General features: G+C 53.6%; 16 protein-coding genes. 8 read left to right on the forward strand and 8 right to left on the reverse strand.

Annotated features, from left to right (window positions below; all coding sequences use genetic code 11):
* Positions 1 to 243: 243 nt before the first annotated feature.
* Positions 244 to 561: a hypothetical protein gene (locus tag HB631_RS03340; protein WP_213989752.1), complete on the reverse strand. Its 318-nt coding sequence runs from the start codon at positions 559 to 561 to the stop codon at positions 244 to 246.
* 561 nt (positions 562 to 1,122) lie between these two features.
* Here HB631_RS03340 and HB631_RS03345 point away from each other — a divergent pair.
* Both HB631_RS03345 and HB631_RS03350 read left to right on the forward strand, forming a co-directional pair.
* Positions 1,123 to 1,971, forward strand: a complete 849-nt coding sequence (locus tag HB631_RS03345) for an oxidoreductase (RefSeq protein WP_213989753.1) — start codon at positions 1,123 to 1,125, stop codon at positions 1,969 to 1,971.
* Between the two features lie 141 nt (positions 1,972 to 2,112).
* Positions 2,113 to 3,285, forward strand: a complete 1,173-nt coding sequence (locus HB631_RS03350; RefSeq protein WP_213989754.1) for an amidohydrolase — start codon at positions 2,113 to 2,115, stop codon at positions 3,283 to 3,285.
* Between the two features lie 94 nt (positions 3,286 to 3,379).
* Here HB631_RS03350 and cbl read toward each other — a convergent pair whose 3' ends face one another.
* The 4 genes from cbl to HB631_RS03370 form a co-directional block, all read right to left on the reverse strand.
* On the reverse strand, positions 3,380 to 4,336 hold the full coding sequence (gene cbl / locus HB631_RS03355; RefSeq protein WP_213989755.1) for an HTH-type transcriptional regulator Cbl: 957 nt from the start codon (positions 4,334 to 4,336) through the stop codon (positions 3,380 to 3,382).
* Positions 4,337 to 5,205: 869 nt separating this feature from the next.
* The gene (locus HB631_RS03360; RefSeq protein WP_213989756.1) at positions 5,206 to 5,931 is read right to left on the reverse strand and encodes an amino acid racemase; all 726 of its coding nucleotides are present in this window, start codon (positions 5,929 to 5,931) and stop codon (positions 5,206 to 5,208) included.
* A 6-nt stretch (positions 5,932 to 5,937) separates the two neighbouring features.
* Positions 5,938 to 6,939 carry a D-cysteine desulfhydrase gene (locus HB631_RS03365; protein WP_213989757.1) on the reverse strand — a complete coding sequence of 334 codons (1,002 nt, stop codon included), beginning with the start codon at positions 6,937 to 6,939 and terminating at the stop codon, positions 5,938 to 5,940.
* A 54-nt stretch (positions 6,940 to 6,993) separates the two neighbouring features.
* On the reverse strand, positions 6,994 to 8,034 hold the full coding sequence (locus HB631_RS03370) for a malate/lactate/ureidoglycolate dehydrogenase (protein WP_213989758.1): 1,041 nt from the start codon (positions 8,032 to 8,034) through the stop codon (positions 6,994 to 6,996).
* A 320-nt stretch (positions 8,035 to 8,354) separates the two neighbouring features.
* On the opposite strand from HB631_RS03370, the gene HB631_RS03375 reads away from it, so the two are divergent.
* The 4 genes from HB631_RS03375 to HB631_RS03390 all read left to right on the forward strand — a co-directional run bounded on the left by HB631_RS03375 (position 8,355) and on the right by HB631_RS03390 (position 12,448).
* On the forward strand, positions 8,355 to 9,359 hold the full coding sequence (locus HB631_RS03375) for an ABC transporter substrate-binding protein (protein WP_213989759.1): 1,005 nt from the start codon (positions 8,355 to 8,357) through the stop codon (positions 9,357 to 9,359).
* A gap of 33 nt (positions 9,360 to 9,392) precedes the next feature.
* Positions 9,393 to 10,241 carry an ABC transporter ATP-binding protein gene (locus HB631_RS03380; RefSeq protein WP_213989760.1) on the forward strand — a complete coding sequence of 283 codons (849 nt, stop codon included), beginning with the start codon at positions 9,393 to 9,395 and terminating at the stop codon, positions 10,239 to 10,241.
* Between the two features lie 24 nt (positions 10,242 to 10,265).
* Positions 10,266 to 11,132 carry an ABC transporter permease gene (locus HB631_RS03385; protein WP_213989761.1) on the forward strand — a complete coding sequence of 289 codons (867 nt, stop codon included), beginning with the start codon at positions 10,266 to 10,268 and terminating at the stop codon, positions 11,130 to 11,132.
* A 101-nt stretch (positions 11,133 to 11,233) separates the two neighbouring features.
* On the forward strand, positions 11,234 to 12,448 hold the full coding sequence (locus HB631_RS03390) for an iron-containing alcohol dehydrogenase (protein ID WP_213989762.1): 1,215 nt from the start codon (positions 11,234 to 11,236) through the stop codon (positions 12,446 to 12,448).
* Positions 12,449 to 12,499: 51 nt separating this feature from the next.
* Here HB631_RS03390 and HB631_RS03395 read toward each other — a convergent pair whose 3' ends face one another.
* The 3 genes from HB631_RS03395 to ompC (HB631_RS03405) all read right to left on the reverse strand — a co-directional run bounded on the left by HB631_RS03395 (position 12,500) and on the right by ompC (HB631_RS03405) (position 16,567).
* Positions 12,500 to 13,501: an ABC transporter substrate-binding protein gene (locus tag HB631_RS03395; protein ID WP_213989763.1), complete on the reverse strand. Its 1,002-nt coding sequence runs from the start codon at positions 13,499 to 13,501 to the stop codon at positions 12,500 to 12,502.
* Positions 13,502 to 13,626: 125 nt separating this feature from the next.
* Positions 13,627 to 14,730 (reverse strand): porin OmpC, encoded by a 1,104-nt coding sequence (gene ompC / locus HB631_RS03400; RefSeq protein WP_213989764.1) that lies wholly within the window; start codon positions 14,728 to 14,730, stop codon positions 13,627 to 13,629.
* A 700-nt stretch (positions 14,731 to 15,430) separates the two neighbouring features.
* On the reverse strand, positions 15,431 to 16,567 hold the full coding sequence (gene ompC, locus HB631_RS03405) for a porin OmpC (RefSeq protein ID WP_213989765.1): 1,137 nt from the start codon (positions 16,565 to 16,567) through the stop codon (positions 15,431 to 15,433).
* Between the two features lie 897 nt (positions 16,568 to 17,464).
* On the opposite strand from ompC (HB631_RS03405), the gene HB631_RS03410 reads away from it, so the two are divergent.
* Positions 17,465 to 17,845 (forward strand): DUF4186 domain-containing protein, encoded by a 381-nt coding sequence (locus HB631_RS03410; protein WP_213989766.1) that lies wholly within the window; start codon positions 17,465 to 17,467, stop codon positions 17,843 to 17,845.
* A gap of 86 nt (positions 17,846 to 17,931) precedes the next feature.
* Positions 17,932 to 19,083: an MFS transporter gene (locus HB631_RS03415; protein ID WP_213989767.1), complete on the forward strand. Its 1,152-nt coding sequence runs from the start codon at positions 17,932 to 17,934 to the stop codon at positions 19,081 to 19,083.
* Positions 19,084 to 19,087 lie beyond the last annotated feature (4 nt).

Raw genomic sequence — 19,087 nt, forward strand, 5'->3', positions numbered from 1 at the left:
CGGTGAAATGACAGAGAAGCGCACCGACAACCTTTGCTGTACTCCCTCTTTCGAGGAGGTAAGTAGCCGATGCGCTTTTCTGAGTTAAAAAGCCCCCTATGAACAGGAGCTGTAAAAAAGGAAGTATCCTTTCCGGCGCTTATCTCCGGCACTCTTGGCAATGTTCGACAGTGTTCAAGGTGGTAGCTCTGCGAAGGACAGTGGCATAATAAGATTAATCTGAATAAATGTCAGTGATAATTATCACAGTTCCACACCCCCTCCCGGCGATACTTCAACGTTAATGTCCTTTCCGGAAACAACTTTTACCCCCTGAGTGCTGTAGCAATACCGGGTTCCTTGTTCGAGGCTTGATAGTCTTTTGCTCATCCTATGGCGCCTCAACGCCCGGACAGCAACTGTTTTTCTCGTTATTGTTACCTCAATATTTATCTTTTCTGCCTGATTATCTGTGTAAGTTTGCCGCTTATTCATGGCTGCTTTTCTGCTCTTAAAGTCCGTTTTCACGACGTAAACCCTCACTAAAAATGGAGTATGTGCATATGGATAATCTTTCTTCAATTAACTCAGGCACGTTTAGAGACCCACCCCCCTACAGCGGCAATACCCCTCGCAATGACACATCCATCAATGCCCCCCATGCATTCAATTTGGCAGCCAATTCATCAATACCGGTGTCCGGCGCTTCGCGGACATCCATCAACTCGCCGTATTTCCCCTCGACTACGCATCAAACGAATGCTCAGAAGGATCAACCGGCTATCTCATACGCTCAGCCGACAAGGATCGCTTCCCAGTTGTATCAGTTGTATAAAGCGACTCCATCAATGAACCTGCCATCGGATTCCAAACGAAATAAGAAACAAGAAATGAATCGACCGACTCATGCGCCATTGGGTACCGCATCAATACAGCTTGGGCCCGAGGCCTCTTCGCAAAAAAAATCAGGGGCCCGGCCAGCCGTTTCAAAGGAGGTTCGTCCCCACGCTCCAGGGCCGCAAAACCCCTGCTAAGCAAACATCTAGTTCCGGGTTTCTCCCGTGCTGACCGGTTGCAACTCCCTACGGCTTAATACACTATGCTTTACAGTTATTGTTACCTTGAGCGACCTGGAGAAAGAAGATGACACAACAAAAACCAGTATGGTTCATTACCGGTTGTTCCACCGGATTCGGCCGTGAGCTGGCCGGTCTTACCCTGTCGTTGGGCTACCCCACCGTAGTGACGGCGCGTAATCCGGATCAGGTTAAGGATCTTATCGCCGGACACGAAGACCACGCCCTGGTGTTGAAGCTGGACGTGACCCAACAGGATCAGATTGATGAAGCCGTCAGCGCCGCGAACAAACATTTCGGCCGTATTGATGTATTGGTGAATAACGCCGGTATCGGTTATTTCGGTTCCTTTGAAGAGAGCAGGATGGAAGATGTGCACCGGATGTTCGATATCAATGTCTGGGGCCTGACCGCCATGACCCGGGCGGTGCTGCCGACCCTGCGCAGGCAGCGCAGCGGTACCATAGTGAATATCTCCTCCATTGGCGGCATCACCACCTTCCCGTCGCTAAGTTTTTACCATGCCACCAAATTCGCGGTGGAAGCGCTTTCCGAGTCGCTGTCTCAAGAAGTGGCGCCGCTGGGTATACAGGTCTTGATCGTCGAGCCCGGCCCCTTCCGGACCGATTGGGCAGGACGGTCGGCTAGCGAAGCGCCGCAGACCATTGCCGATTATGCCGAAACCGCCCATAGCCGGGCTCGCGTAAGCCGCGGCGGCAGCGGAAAGCAGATAGGGGATCCGGTGCGCGCCGCAAAGGCCATTGTCAAGGCGGTGGAAGCGAAGCAGCCGCCGCTGCGGTTGCTGTTGGGCAACCCGGCTTTGGAAAACGCCTATAAAAAAATCCAGCTGTTGCAGCGGGATTTTGACGGCTGGGCCGAGGTAACCAAAGGAGCGGATTTCCCGCTGGAAAAATAAGCCACCAACAGGCCCGCCCCGCAGCGGGCCGATTATCGAGAGTCATACCCGATGGCTATGTAATATAACCGAACAGTATTTACCGCCTTTTAACCTTACCCGCTAAGATAAATTCTCATTCTGATAAAACGGTGCTGGCCCATGTCTGGCGAAATTGCTGAAAAACTCATTTATTGTCGACGCGAACTGCATTCCCATCCTGAGCTCTCAAACCAGGAATTCGCCACCACTGAAAAAATCACCCGCTGGTTGCAGGAAGCGGGTATTCGTATTTTGCCGCTGGGTTTGACTACCGGGGTAGTGGCTGAAATCGGGCCGGCTGAGGGTCCCATTATCGCTTTACGAGCCGATATCGATGCGTTGCCGATCCAGGAGATCTCCGGCGTGCCCTTCAGCTCACGCCATGACGGGGTGATGCATGCCTGCGGTCATGATGTGCATACCTCGGTGATGCTCGGCGCGGCGCTGCTGTTGAAGGCGCGGGAAGCAACCTTGCCCGGCGCGGTGCGGATTTTTTTCCAGCCGGCGGAGGAGAACTTCAACGGCGCCTGCCATTTGATTGACGCCGGAGCATTGACAAACGTCTCGGCGGTATTCGGTATGCACAACGCTCCGGAATTACCGGTGGGCACCTTTGCCACCCGCGGTGGTGCTTTTTATGCGCATATCGACCGTTTTCAAATCACGGTGACCGGCAAAGGCGCCCATGCGGCCAAACCCGAGCAAGGCATTGACACCATCGTCACCGCCAGCCAAATAGTCAATGCGCTGCAAACCCTGCCCAGCCGTAATTTCAGCTCGTTGGAATCCCTGGTGGTCAGCGTGACGCGTATCCAGGGCGGTAACACGTGGAATGTCTTGCCGCAAACCGTGGAGCTTGAGGGTACGGTCCGTACCCATAACGCGAAAATACGCGAGCGGGTGCCGGATATTCTCAACCGGGTGATTGGCGGCGTCGCCAGCGCCATGGGCGCCGAAGCAGAGCTCAGCTGGTATCCGGGACCGCCGGCGGTGGTCAATACCCCTTATTGGGCACAGTTCAGCCAGAATGTGGCCGCCGAGGCGGGTTATCAGGTGCAGGAAGCGGAACTGCAAATGGGTGGGGAAGATTTTTCGCTCTATCTGCAGCAGGTGCCGGGCACCTTTGTCAGCATAGGGTCGGCCAGTGAATTCGGTCTGCACCATCCCCGCTTCAATCCTTCCGAACAGTTGATTTATCCGGCGGCGGCATATTTCGCCCGGCTGGCGGATCGGGCACTGACGACGTTGATATCGCAGCCAACCGCCCACCAGCAGGCGGCGTCGGTGGAGTAAACAGGATGCCCGGCAGTCCCGGGCTGCTAGAATCTCAGTTATGATAGAACATTGCCGACTCGCAAGAGTTCGGCAAAAGCGGGCATCCCGGACGTCAGATTTGGTAGTCCAGTGCCGGCTCGCTGCTGTAGGGCGCGAGTATCTGTTCTTCAATTTCGGTCAGGGTCAGCTGCGGATTACACAGTTGGATAAAGCGCCAGGCGTATTTACGCTGCAGCTGGCCGCGTTTGACGCCTAACCAGACCGTATTGGCTTCAAACAGGTGCTCGGCGTTAATACTCACCAGTCCCGTATCCCGTTCACGGTTATAGGACATGTCCGCCAGCAGGCCGACCCCCAATCCCAACTCCACGTAGGTCTTAATCACATCGGAATCCTGGGCGCTTAGTACCACTTCCGGTTTGAGTCCGGCAGCTTGGAAGGCGACATCCAGCCGGGAACGACCGGTAATGCCGCGCCGGTACGTCACCAGGGGGTATTGGCTCAGGGTTTCCAGCGTGATTTCCGCTTCTTTGGTGAGGGGATGCTCTTCGGGCACCAAAATCGCATGGTGCCAGCGATAATACGGAAACGCCGCCAGTTGCTCCTCGCTCATCAGCTTTTCACTGGCGATGCCCACATCCGCTTCACCGGATTGCAGCATGGCGACAATTTCCTCCGGGCTGCCTTGATTTAACACCAGCCGGACCCTGGGATAAAGCTCGCGAAATTCTTTAATGACCGCCGGTAAACTGTAACGAGCCTGGGTATGGGTAGTGACGATGGACAATTCACCCGAGTCTTTATTGGCGAAAACATCCGCAATGCGGCGGATATTATTGGCATCGCTAAGAATGCGTTCCGCCACCGTCAACAAAGCCTTGCCCGGCTCCGTCATACCAATTAAGCGTTTACCACGGCGGATAAAAATTTCCACCCCGAGCTCTTCTTCCAACTCACGAATATGACGGCTGACGCCGGATTGGGAAGTAAATAACATACTAGCCACATCGGTCAGATTATAATTGCACCGGGCCGATTCCCGAATTATACGTAGCTGCTGAAAGTTCACCCGTCACCCCTCCGTTATCTTAAATTTAACTATATTCATACCGGGGAAGTGATAAAGGGACAAATAAGAAAAATAGGTAACTTATAGTTTTTTATGCTAAGGAAAAAACAACATTTCCCTTAGGGGGCTATTTAATTAAAACCCGCTGTATTTCAAGCGATTAAAATCGACGGCATAAAAATAGGAAAGGAGATTTCATTCGGCGGCGTTTAACCCAGAAGAATTAGCCAAAACTTGTCTAAGCTTTTGCCATTTTTATCTTAACCCCGGAAACCCAAACTCGGCCTAACAACAACCTCCTGAGCGCCACACTAAGCCCGCGATCACCGATCGCGCAACGACCTGGTTAAAGGGAGACCGCGGCAATGGAGTCGGAGCGGCCATAGTCGGCCGCGAAGCGCCCCATGCCACGCTAAGCCCGCGAGCATCGATCGCGCAACGACCGTGTTAAAGGGAGACCGCGGCAATGGGGTCGGAGCGGCCTTAATCGGCCGCGAAGCGCCCCATGTCACGGTAGGCCCGCGAGCATCGATCGCGCAACGGCCTTGTTAAAGCGAGACCGCGGCAATGGGGTCGGAGCGGCCTTAATCGGCCGCGAAGCGCCCCATGCCACGGTAGGCCCGCGAGCATCGATCGCGCAACGACCGTGTTAAAGGGAGACCGCGGCAATGGGGTCGGAGCGGCCTTAATCGGCCGCGAAGCGCCCCATGTCACGGTAGGCCCGCGAGCATCGATCGCGCAACGACCGTGTTAAAGGGAGACCGCGGCAATGGGGTCGGAGCGGCCATAGTCGGCCGCGAAGCGCCCCATGCCACGGTAGGCCCGCGAGCATCGTTCGTACAGCGAGCATGTTAAAGGGAGAGCGCGGCTTAAAGGGAGGCCGCGCCCACACCGTCGCGATAGGCCACCCACAGACGTACCGCGGCCCGGGCCAGGGCGCGGGTGGGATCGATACTGAACTGCTGCAATGGGGAATTGATGGCCGCCAGCGCCGGAGGCACCTCGGTACAGGCCAGAACCAGTCGCTCGGCCCCCCGCGCCATCAGCGCCTCCGCCAGACGGGATAACAACTCCCCGCCCCGCTGCAACTCACCGCGCTTCACCGCATAGCAACCGGGAACGAACCAATCGGTCATCTCCCGTGGCAGCGGCAACAGCTGGTCAATCCCCATATCGGCAAAACGCCGCTGGAACAAACCGGCATCCAGCGTGCCCTGGGTGGCAATCAAACCCACACGTTGCACCGGCCCCGGCGGCAGGCTGTCCACCGTGGCGTCGGCGATATGCACAATGGGCGCCTCGCTGGCCTCCGCCAACTGCGGATACCAAAAATGAGCGGTATTGCAGGGTATAAGGATATGGCTGGCGCCCGCCCGGTTCAGCTGCGCCAGCGCCGGCAGCAAATCAGGCAACGGCGACGGACCGGTGCCCGCCAGCGCCCGCTGCCGGTCCGCGATTTGCGGCACGCTCCAGGCCACCACCGGCGCATGCTCCTGATCCCGCTGCGCCGGGGTTTCCTCGATGATTTTCTGCAACAGATCGACGGTGGCCAAAGGTCCCATGCCGCCCAATACACCCAACAGGAATCCGCTCATTTTGGCCTATTGTTCCAATACCTGGCGATAACCGAACAGTCCGGCTGAACCGCCGGTATGGATAAACAGCACATTTTCATCTTTGGCGAAATGACCTTTACGGATCAAATCAATCAGGCCGGCCATGCCTTTACCGGTATAAACCGGATCGAGCAGAATGCCTTCCAGCTGCGCCAGCAGCCGCAAGGCTTCCAGGGTACCTTCGGTGGGCAGTCCGTAACCTTCCCCCACATAGTCGCTGTTGACAACAACCTGCTCGCGAGGCAGTTCCCCGCGGGCGCCGATCAATTGCCAGGTGGCGCGCGCCAGGGCATAGACATTCTCTTCCTGCTTGGCCTTGGGCGCACGGACGCTGATACCCAAAACCGGTATGCCGCTGTTGCTGGCATTCAAACCCGTCACCAGACCGGCCTGGGTACCGGTGCTGCCGGTGGCGTGCACCACATGATCGATACGCAGCCGCTGCTGGCTGGACTGGTACAGCAGTTCTTCAGCGCAGGCCACATAACCCAGGGCGCCGATGGGGTTGGAGCCGCCGCCCGGAATAACATAGGGCGTATGGCCCTGTTCACGCAGGGTTGACGCCAGTTTTTCCATGGCCTGCTGCATATCGGTGCCGGCCGGAAGATGTTCAACTATGACGCCCCCCAGCAGGTTATCCAACAGCACATTGCCGGAGCGTTGATAATCCTCGCCGAACCGCTCAACCCGCTTCTCCAGCAATACCTGGGTTTTCAAGCCGATCTTCGCCGCCCCGGCAATGGTCTGGCGCACATGGTTGGATTGGGTGGCGCCCTGGGTTATCACCACATCGGCGCCTTGCTGCAGCGCATCCGCCAGCAGGAATTCGAGTTTTCGCGTTTTGTTGCCGCCGGTGGCAAGGCCGGTGCTGTCGTCACGTTTAATATAGAGGGTGGGGCCGCCGAGATAGCGACTCAAATTGGGCAACGCCTCCAAAGGCGTCGGGAATTGACCTAGGGAGAGTCGGGGAAAACGGGCCAGATGCATAATCGTATTGTCCTGATAAAGGAGTGAAATAAATTTACGTTCGTCGGTTGGGCCTTAATGGCCGGCCGCTATAGCCGCCGGGTCCGCCAGCGCCGCCAATTGCCGCCAGCTGGTGTCGTCGACCTCAATCCCCAGCGCCAGCCGCTGTTGATATTTCTCATGTTCCGCGTCACCGGGCAGCAGCAGTGCCCCATCGTCGCGGGAACTGCGAACCCAGTCCAGCAAATCGGCGATCTCCAGCGGGTAATTCGCCGCCCCGCCAAGCTTCAGGGGATCAATTAATATCGACAACATACTATTGAGAATACGTTGCGTATCGCGGTTATCATGCCTCTCGGTCATGCCGCCGGTCAAGGCCGCTCCCAGCAATGAGCAGACCACCGACAGGCCGGAGCCTTTATGCTTGCCGAAGGGCAATAATGCGCCGAAAGGTTCTTCCATCAGCCAGCGCGGATCGACGGCGGGCTGGCCCTGATCATCCACAATACAGCCGGGGGCCAAATCCTGGCCGGCATTCCAGGCGATGCGGGCTTTATTGCCGGCGATAATGCTGGTGGCGAAATCCAGGATCAACGGATGATCGGCTCCGGCTATGGGTATGCCGACGCAGAACGGATTGGTCCCGAGCCGCGGCTTTTGCCCTTGCCACGGCATCACCGGCGAACGGCTGTTGACGTTGGCAAAATGAATGGAGACCAAACCGGCCGCCGCCGCTTGTTCCGCCCAGGCGCCGATGCGGCCGAGATGATGGGAATTAGCCAGCCCCACTACCGCCACGCCGAGCTGTTTAGCCCGTTCGATGCCCTGCGCCATGGCCTGACGGCCCACCACCTGCCCAAAACCCTGACCGCCGTCAAAGGACAGCAACGCCCCGGCGTCGAGGGTGAGTACCGCGTCGGCATGGGGATGCAATCCTCCTTCACGAATGGCGGCGATATAGCGCGGCAGCATACTCACACCGTGGGAATCATGCCCCTTTAAACAGGCTTCCACCAAATTATCCGCCACCTGGGCGGCAATCTTGTTATCAACCTGATTTTCCGTCAGGCGGGCGGTAAGAAATTCCCGCAAAAATCGATGCTGAAAAATGGGCACAAGCGCTACTCCGATAATAAATGCCGCATATACTTTTTATTTTACACATTGCGGCAAAGCGGCAACACGTAAACTATTGGGTATATATAATATCCGAAGAACTTTATCGCCGAAGCGCTCCGCGCCCAAAGATAAGAATATGCTAAGCATAGGTAAATTAACGCTAAGCAATAAATTACGACGTTAGCTAAAAATTCGCTAAGTAAATCTCAATATTGTCTAAGAATTTGCTTCTAATTTATTCCAAAAAACACTTTAGGGATACGTACCGTTCGACTTTATGATGGGCTAAACAGCACTTCTTTTATTAGGATAAATCAATGAATGCACTTTTTAAACGAGCGGGCATTGTTGTCGCGCTCGGTTTATCTTTGGGCTCGATAAATGCCCGTGCGGAAGGAACCATCAGTATCGCGCAACAGTTCGGTATTGGTTATCTGATTTTGGATGTAGTCCAGGACCAGCATCTGATTGAAAAATACGGTAAGCAGGAAGGGCTGGACATCAAGGTGGACTGGCACAGCATTTCCGGCGCCACCGCCATGAACGAGGCGCTGTTGACCGGTTCGCTGGATGTGGTCTCCGCCGGGGTGCCACCGGCGCTGACCGTATGGGATCGCACCCGCGGCAAGCAGAATGTCAAAGCTATTGCCTCCCTCGGATCCATGCCCAATTATTTGCTTAGCAATAATCCGGCGGTGAAAAGCATCAAGGATCTGACCGATAAGGATCGTATCGCCGTACCCGCGGCCGGTGTTGGTTTTCAATCACGTACGCTGCAAATTGAAACCGCTCGTCTTTATGGCAACGCGGATTATAAACGCTTCGATAATATCACCCTCAGTCTGCCCCATCCGGATGCCACCGCCGCATTGATTTCCGGCGGTTCTGAAGTTACCGCGCATTTTTCCAGTCCGCCGTTTCAATATCAGGCGCTGGAACATCCCAATATCCATAAAATCCTGAGCTCTTATGATGTGTTGGGAGGGAAAGGCACCTTTAATCTGCTCTATACCACGGAAAAATTCCACGATGCCAATCCGAAAACCTATAAAGCCTTTTTTGAAGCGCTGGCGGAAGCCGCCGAATTTATCAAGGCAAATAAACACGAGGCGGCCGAAACGTATATTCGGGTAGAGAAATCCCATTTGCCGTTGGCGCTTATCGAGAAAATCATCAGCGATCCGGAAAATGATTTCACTATCACACCGCAAAAGACCTTTGTTTATGCGGATAAATTACATGAATTAGGCGTACTGAAAAATCAGGCCGGCTCTTGGAAAGATTACTTTTTTCCTGAAGCCTACGCGCTGCCCGGCAGTTGATTTTTCGCCTTTAACGGTTACAGGACCTGCATAATGGCTTATAACGTCCAGCATATCCCGGCGGCGCCGTTGCTCCGGGTCGATGCGTTGAATCTTGAATACCATACCCACCAGCGGGTGGTTCGCGCCACGCATAATGTCGGCTTTGAGGTGTTCGCCGCGGACAGGTTTGTGCTGTTGGGCCCTTCCGGCTGCGGCAAATCCAGTCTGTTGAAAGCCATTGGCGGTTTTTTGCCGGCGGTAAGCGGCCGAATCGAATTGGATGGTCAAAACGTGACCCAGCCGGGGCCGGACCGTTTGATGGTATTTCAGGAATTCGATCAATTGCCGCCGTGGAAAACCGTGCTGGAAAACGTGATGTTTCCGCTGTTGGCCAGCGGCAAAGCGCGACGCGCCGAAGCCCGGGAACATGCGCGCTATTTTCTGGATAAGGTGGGACTGTCGGCCTTCGCCGATGCCTATCCCCATACCTTATCCGGCGGCATGAAACAGCGGGTGGCCATTGCCCGCGCCTTGGCGATGCAGCCGAAAGTGCTGTTGATGGATGAACCTTTCGCCGCGTTGGACGCCCTGACCCGGCGCAAAATGCAGGAAGAGCTGCTGGCTTTATGGGAAGAAGTGCGGTTTACCTTGCTGTTCGTCACCCATTCCATCGAGGAAGCTCTGGTGGTGGGCAGCCGGATATTGCTGTTGTCGCCTCATCCCGGCCGCGTCAGGGCAGAAATCAACAGCCACCAGTTCGGCATTAACGATTTCGGCAGCGCTGATTTCCAGCAAACGGCGCAGCGCATCCATGACATGTTGTTCAGCGACCCGCAGAGCGCGCCCGCAGCGGTGCCTATCGATACGGCTAAACCCCGTTTCAGGGTCGTGGGTAAATGATGGCAACGACGGGGAGAAAGTAATATGAGTCTTCAGCCACCGGTACGTCCGGAATATATTTATGACCTGCCGCCCCTGGGGAAAATGACCCTGGTGAAACCCTTGCCGTTTACCACCCGTCTGTGGAATCAAGCCTGGCTGCGCAAATCGGTCATTATCCTGGTCTTGATCCTGCTATGGGAAGGGGCGGCGCGCTGGCAAAACAACGACCTGCTGCTGCCGGGATTTATCCAGACCCTGAAGGCCTTTATGCAGGATATGGCCAGCGGAGAACTGCCGACAAAAATCGGTTTTTCATTAAGCACCCTTATCAAAGGTTATGTTATCGGTACCGTGCTGGCACTGGTGCTAAGTTCGCTGGCGGTATCGACCCGTGTCGGACGGGATCTGTTGAGTACCTTGACCTCGATGTTCAATCCCCTGCCCGCCATTGCCCTGCTGCCGTTATCGTTATTGTGGTTTGGCCTGGGGGAAAACAGCCTTATTTTTGTGCTGGTGCATTCCGTGATGTGGCCCATGGCACTCAATACCTATGCCGGCTTTATGGGGGTGTCCGATACGCTGCGCATGACCGGAAGGAATTACGGCCTGCGCGGATTGCGCTACGTTTGGTACATTCTAATCCCCGCCGCTCTGCCCTCCATTCTCTCCGGCCTGAAAATCGGCTGGGCATTCGCCTGGCGGACCCTTATCGCCGCCGAACTGGTATTCGGCGCCTCCAGCGGTAAGGGGGGCTTGGGCTGGTATATCTTCCAAAACCGTAACGAACTTTTTACCGACCGGGTGTTTGCCGGCCTGATATCGGTAATCATTATCGGGCTGTTGGTGGAAGGTCTGATTTTTACCACCCTCGAACGAGTGACGGTCAAACGCTGGGGTATGCAGAAATAATGCTCGTCGCGGTCACCAGGCCGTTGGCCCGTACCGCTCCGTTGAAAATGATGGCCTAACCGAGGCCGGTGAACCGCCGGCAAAAGCAAGAGAGGCAGAGCGTGATTGTTGTTAAAGCACCGCAAAATTACCTGAACGAACCGGGGCTTATCGCCCGTATCGGCGATTATGTCTCGCCTTTTACCCGCGACGGCGTCATGATTATTACCAGTCCCAAGGCATGGCTGGCGACACAGCAAGCCGTCGATTCCAGCTTCGCCGCACTGGATATCCACTATCAACGGTATTTTTTGCAAGGCGAATGTACCGCCGCCACTATCGCTGCCTTTACCGAACAGGCAGTGGCCGGAGATTTCAAGCTTATCATCGGCATCGGCGGCGGGAAAGTGCTGGATACGGCGAAAGGGATAGCGGAATCCGGCGGACGTTTGCCGCTGATTACCGTGCCCACCGTTGCCGCCACCTGCGCCGCCTGGTCGCCGATTTCGGTACTCTATACCGAAGCCGGCGCCCATTTGAATTCCATGCCGCTGCAACGCACCCCTGAATGGGTGCTGGTGGACAGCCAAATCATCGCCCAAACGCCGGTTCGTTATCTGAAAGCCGGTATTGTGGATGCCTTGGCGAAATGGTATGAGTTCGAACCCTATTTACGCCATGATGACAGCAGCCTGTCCTTGGTATTAAAGGCTCAGGCCGCGAAGCTGGCATTGGATATTTTTGAACAGCTCGGCGAACAGGCCATCGCCGACAATCAGGCGCGACAGGTGACGCCGGCGCTGATAAAAGTGGTGGATGCCGTCATCGCCCTGGCCGGCATGGCAAACAGCATGCGTGACGAAATCACGCGCATCGGCGTCGCCCATGGGATCCATAACAGCATTACCCGTCAGCCCGATCTGCACGGTTTCCTGCATGGCGAGCTGGTGGGCTTTGGATTGGTCATACAATCCTTGCTGGATAATACAGCCGGCGCGCCATCAAGGCCGAAGTTACTGGGTTTGTTAAAAGCGTTTTCAACACCGCTGACATTGCGCCAGTTGGGCGTTACCGAATCGGTGGCAACACGTGCCGCGCAGATTGCCCGGGACGTGCAGATTGCCCCGTCCATTGCCGCCCGTCTGCCCTTTGAGCTAAACGTCGACAGAATCGAACAGGCGTTGCTTTTCGTTGCCAAGGATGCCGCGGCCGGGGATGCTGCTGCTGTCGGGGAATTCGCGGTCGGGTATCGTGCTGCCGGGAGTAGCCTGGTCCACGATACCGCTGTTGGGTATCGTGCTGACGGGAATGGCCTGGTCCCAGGATACCGCGGATAAGGATTACGTCGCGCGTGAGTTGACTAAAAACCCTTTGGCAATACAAACCTCCTATTCCTGTGGTAAATAATCGTTGGTGTAATATTGCCCGGGCGGCAACGCCTGTTTCACAATGCCAAGGGCGGTAATGGCAGTGATCAGCTCACTCCAGGCGCGATCGTTGAGTCTTAACTGCTCGCTGTCCGGTTTACCCAGCACCGCCATGGTATCCTGCCATTGGCGTTTGACAAAAGCCGCATCATAGGACTTGCTGTATTGGGCGGCAAACGCAGCGGTGGCCTCGTCCGGATGGGCAATGGCATAACGGATGCTCTTGCTGGTGGCGCGCATGAACGCCTTGGCCAGGGCGGGGTTTTTAGCCAGCCATTGCTGGTTGCCGGCAAACATAAAAATCGGGGTATCGGGCACGCCATACGCGGTAGCCGGCATAAAGACCGGCGTTTGCTTCCCCACCACCGCCAATTCGGTCCCTTCTGCGTTGGTAATACCGGTGGTCGCGTCGACTCGGTTTTGCAGCAGCAGGGGAACGGTGTCATCCGCGGCCGCCACCATTTGCACATCGTCCAGCGTCATGCCCGCGCTTTTCAGGACCAGTGAAAGCTGGGCCTTGGTCCAGGCATCATTATAAATGCCGATTTTTTTGCCCTTCAGTTCGCTGACGGTAAGAGGATGTCCTTCCTGGGTGAAAATACCCCAATTGTTGCCGGTGCCGTACCGTCCGATGGCGATCACCGGCGCGCCCTGCTCTTTGGCAAAGATAATATCCATCACCGTGGTAAAGGCCACATCGGCCCGGCCGGTGCCGAGGAATTTCATGGTATCCGCCACGGTTGGCGGCGCGACGATGTTCAGGTCGATACCCTCGTCAAGGTAGAATCCCTTCGCTTTGCCCAATGTCCAGGGTATCCAAAAACCATCCGCCACCGGCCACTCTTGCACAAAAGTGACCTTTGCCGGTGCGGACGCCCCCTGCGCCGGTGCCGTCATGAACACCGAACTCAACATTGCGCAAGCGGCAAAAACCGCGCCGGTTAACCATGCCCGTTTTTTCATGAGACCGTTCCCTTGTACCGTTTTGGAGTTTTCAATCATACCCATTAAAGCCGGTAATCTTTAACAATACGAGTGAACATCCCTCATGCCCGCATGCTACCCAGCATGGCCGGCCAATCCTTTCCTCAGAATTGATAGGTCATGCCCACGGCAACAATGTTATCGTGATGCATCCCGGCGGCACGTGAAAAATCATTATCTTTTAACAAGTTGATTTGATAATCAATAAAGGCGAGCATGTTTTTATTAAAAGAATAGGAGGTGCTGATGTCGATGTATTTCCGAAGATCCTGGCTACCGTAACCTTCGATATTGTCTCCACGCGCCTGCACATAAGCCAGGCCGGGCCGTAGTCCGAACTTAAAGGTATACTGGGCCACCAGTTCAACGTTTCGTGCTTTGTTGACGAATCCATAGGCTATTTTCTCGCTATCGCCGAAACGCATCAATTTATAGCTCTGGGTATACATGGCCGCCAGAAGTATTCCCTCCCGGTCATATTTCAGCGCGCCGGCATAGGCGTTGGCGTGACCGCCGCCATGACCGTAGGCAAGATTCCGTTGCCCCACGGTGCGATTGGTACTGGTAAAGGCCCCGGTGGCACCGATCCCCCCGCCAAAATCATAGGAAACCGACATGCCGTAGCCGTCGCCATTGGCCCTGACAGCTTCGCGACCTTTGCCCTTTTCGCTGCTTTCGGGATTTTTCCCTTGATATTGGAGCGCAAAATTAAGACCTTCGGCCAGGCCGAAAAAACCTCTGTTGCGATAGGTCGCCATGCCATTGCCGCGATTGGACATCATATCGTCGACGCCGTAGGTATCGCCGCCAAGCTCCGGCACTATGTCTGTCCAGGCAAGCACATCGTAAAGCACGCCGAAGTTACGTCCATAGTCGAAGGAGCCGAATTTACCGTATTTCAACCCGGCATAACCGAGCAGGGTCGAGCCCTGTTTGTCTTTTTCCTCTTCGGATTTGTTCAGCTCACCCTGATACTGCCACCGTCCATAACCGGTCAGTTCATCGGTGATTTGGGTTTCTCCGTTGAACCCGAATCGCATATAGGAATGATCGCCATCGGCCTTCTGATTATTGGAAAAATAATGCACACCAACAATAGTACCGGCAAGATCTAATTTATTGCCGTCACGGTTGTATATTTCGGCGGCGTCCGCCGTACCGGAAATAATAGCCACCGGCATCATGATTGAAAGAAGACGTAGTTTCATTATTTCCTCACTATATATTTATTTTTTGCCATTGCTTTAATCAACAGGAGACCCACAGGTTAAAATACCCGATAAGGCCGACCCCGACGCGGTGAACACCTATTAACCTATTTATTTGCCGATTTTTCTTATCTCACGCACGTAAAATTATAACTAAATGATAAATAATGATAATTATAAAAAAATTTCTATTTTTACTTATAAAAGTAAAATTTAATGATATCAATTCATTATTAATCATCACCATGTAAAATTTATTGGCATAATCAGTTATTCAGACGCGAGGATATTCCATGAGGGGATAGTAAATGGCCAAACTTAAACGCATTGGCAATGAGTTATTTATTTAAGCCCCGGGCATATTTGGCTTGCCGGGCAAGCGTGAGCCATTCATTGTAGGCAAGTCTATTAACAGTTTAGGGAATATTGTTGCAGGAATACTGTCTCAGTGAAAGTAAAATTTTCACCTTGAGAATAGCTAATAAATTATTGGCATTATTCAATGCAATATGGATAACATTAACAGTAAATAGCCGAGAGAGATCGAGAAAGGCATAGAGCGCAGCGGGCAAGATATTGGCGGATAGGGGATCGGGGTCTGTCGATGAAATTTTGTGGTTTGTCGCGATAGCGTGGAGAGCAAGGCATCCTGCCATAACGGGCAACCTCCCTGTTGCCCATAGCGTGTGGATATGCGTGATTAGAACTGGTAAACCAAACCAAGGGCAACGATGTCGTCGGTGTTGATACCGGTTGCATTAGTAAACTGGCTGCTATCGATAAGGTTGATTCTGTAGTCAACATAGGTCGATATGTTTTTGTTGAAGTAGTAAGTCGCACCCACGTCAACAAACTTCACCAGATCCTGGTTGTTATAGGTATTACCGTCGCCGGCAGCGCCGATATTTTCGCCACGGGTTTGGTTATACCCAACGAACGGAACCAGACCGAAGTCGAATGTGTATCCAGCATAGGCTTCGAAGGCTTGGGCCTTGTTGGCGTAACCATAAACACTTGAACTGCTGGAGCCGAACGGCGCGGCATTGTAGGACTGGGTGAACATGGCCGCTACATAAACATTGTTAGCGTTATATTTAATGCCGCCGGTATAGCCTTCGGCATTGCTGCCGCGACCGGAAATGCCGGGGTTGCCGCTACCATTTTGTTCGTCGGTACGTTTAGAGTTAAAGAACGCGCCGCCGGCGGTAAAGCCCAGGCCGAGGTCATAGCTTAACGAAGCCCCGAAGCCGTCGCCGTTCTGGCCCAGCACATCACGACCGTTGGCACTCTCGCCGGGGCCGCCGTTCTTACCCTGATATTGCAAAGCGAATTTCAGTCCGTCAACCAGGCCGAAGAAGTTGTTGTTGCGATAGGTGGCGACACCGCTGGAACGACCGAACATGAACTGATCGGGGCTATAGGTGGAACCGTCGAATTCAGGCTGCATATCGGTATAGGCGGCGATGTCGTAAAGGATACCGTCGTTACGACCGTAATCGAAGGAGCCGTAATCGCCGAATTTCAAGCCGGCAAAGCCATACCGGGTGAAGTTGCCGCCGTCAGAGGTACCGGATGCTTCAGTGACATGGCCGTTTATCTGGTATTCCCAGTCGCCATAACCGGTCAATTGATCGTTGATCTGTGTTTGACCTTTGAAACCGATACGGGTGTAGGTCTGATCGCCGTTAGCACTATCGTTATTAGAGAAATAGTGCAATCCATGAAGGGATCCGAACAAATCAAGCTGATTACCGTCTTTATTATATACTTCTGCAGCACCAGCCGTACCAGCCGCTAACATGGCTGGAATCAACAGGGCAAGAACCTGTAGTTTCATTTTCTTTTCCTCGGTATATTTATTATCTTTGGCCACTATTTTACTTTGTGTGCTGTATCAATGCTGTCTATCTGACACGCAATCTTATTCTGCAATAAATGCAGTTTTATACTAGCGTTAAAATGATACGAATTGGCTTACAATGTTTCAAAATGCAAATTTTATATTTAATAATGTTTCCGCCATGGAACTAACCTGATAATCACCATACATAGAAAATTAAAACTTTGAGGTGAGTCTTGTTTTTGACATTATTAAAAATAAACATCAAAAACAATGACTTAAAATAAAATTGTCAAATAGCACGATGTGCTAAAAAGACTCTTTTTTTTCCTCTATCATTTTAAGCGCTATCATCATTAAATTGTCATTATTACTCTCATTTGGTTTAACGTCTTTATTAACCGGCCTTGTGCCGGTTTTTTTATGCGTTAATTTTAATTATGAATAAAGAGAGAATTATATATTAATAAATGTTAATTTTATATACAAATTATTTCTACATTAACGTTTTATATTAATTCTAGATTAAAATTATAAATATCGGTCTTAAATATTCGCACTATGAAACATTAGTTTCACTCTTTTTTAATCAAGGCTTAAATATACGATCCGCATCACATTAAACTTGCAAAAAGTAAATATAATGATGTGGGGTTTTATTGCTGCCCTAATGTATCAATGTATATATTAATTCCCTTTCACGCTTCCACCCCTGATGCGAACCTACTTTCATCATCTCTCTACGGTTGATTCTGTCCCCCGTGCCGCCCCATCTCCCTGTTCACCTGTACGTCAGACTTCGTTCCCGCCCCTGGGTCGTGTTACACTTTATGCCATGATCCGCCGGAAAACTGGCCGTGAGGAACGCGCTGTTCCTACGGAAACCTTAACGCCATGCAGCAAAATCAAAATGTCGAAGATGTATGGAGCCGCTTGCAGCAATCGGCTTTTCGTTCAAAATTTCGGCTTAACCCAAAAGATCTGGCCTATCTGCGCAGCAAAGGAATGCCGGTAATACTCTCTCATGCCCGTGATTTCATCTCTGTGAGATTGGCGCCCGCCTTACCCTCCAAAGACGGTAAGCAAACGCCTTGGCGGGGACACCCGGTGTTTGTGGCGCAACATGCCACCGCGACCTGCTGCCGGGGTTGCCTGGAAAAATGGCATGGTATACCCAAAGGGCAACCTCTTACCGATAGCCAGCAGGACTATGTAGTACAAATGATTGGGTTATGGCTTGATCGGCGGGGGGATAGCGATGGCGGCGTTGAGTAGCGGCGCCGTGGGTTTCGTTTTTCCGACCTTATATTAACTATGCTTAATGTTTAATCTTGATCCTGGCGGGAGATACCGAGAGTTTTATGACTGACACGCTGAATACGGAACAGCACGCCGCTTTACCGGTACGCATTGCCACCCGCATCGTCTTTTTTATTGCCGGCTTCGGGATGTCGTCCTGGGCGCCCTTGGTACCTTTCGCCAGGCAGCGGCTGGACATTAACGACGCATCGCTGGGCATGCTGTTGCTGTGTCTGGGCATCGGATCGCTACTGGCCATGCCGCTGGCGGCGCCCATGGCCGGCCGGATCGGCTGTAAACCGCTGATTATCGGATCCGCCGCCCTGCTGGTACTCACGCTTCCCGCGCTGGCCGTTGCCGACAGTACCTTTACCCTCGGTCTGTCATTAATGCTGTTCGGCATGGGGCTGGGGGCAATGGACATCACCATGAACATCCAGGCGGTGGCGGTGGAAAAAGCCAGCGGCCGGGCCATGATGTCGGGATTTCATGGTTTTTTCAGTATTGGCGGTATCTGCGGGGCGGGTTTGGTCAGCCTGCTGCTGTGGCTGAACCTGAATCCGCTCTGGTCGGTTATCGTCGTGGTCCTGGTCATCCTGGCTTTGCTGCTATACGCCGCCGAAGATTTGTTGGCCGACCGTCCGGAAGACGATGCGGGCCCCCTCTTTGTCAGACCCCGCGGCAAGGTCCTTTTCATCGGGGCGTTATGTTTTATTCTCTTTTTAACCGAAGGCGCGATGCTGGACTGGAGCGCGCTGTTCCTGACCGTGGAACGGGGTCTTGACAGCGCCATGGGCGGACTGGGTTATGCCTTGTTCTCTATTGCCATGACCGTCGGACGCCTGAACGGCGATCGATTGATTAATGCCATCGGCCGGTATCGTACCCTGCTGGCGGGCAGTTTATGCGCCTCGGCGGGTATCGGACTGGCGATAGCGGTCAACCAGCCCTACATCACCCTGCTGGGGTTTATGCTGGTGGGGCTGGGGGCATCGAATCTGGTGCCCTTGCTGTTCAGCGTGGTCGGCAATCAAAAGGATATGCCGCCCAACCTGGCGCTGGCGGCGATCTCCGGCGTAGGGTATGCCGGTATATTGGCCGGCCCGGCATTGATTGGTTTTATTGCCCATTTGACCAGCCTGTTTATCGCGTTCGGCTGTGTCGCATTGCTCCTTTTGGTTGTAAGCTGGAGCGCACGCCGTGCTACCCAATGAAAAA

Source organism: Sodalis sp. dw_96, assembly GCF_018449575.1.
In the GTDB taxonomy this organism is placed as follows: Bacteria; Pseudomonadota; Gammaproteobacteria; order Enterobacterales; family Enterobacteriaceae; genus Acerihabitans.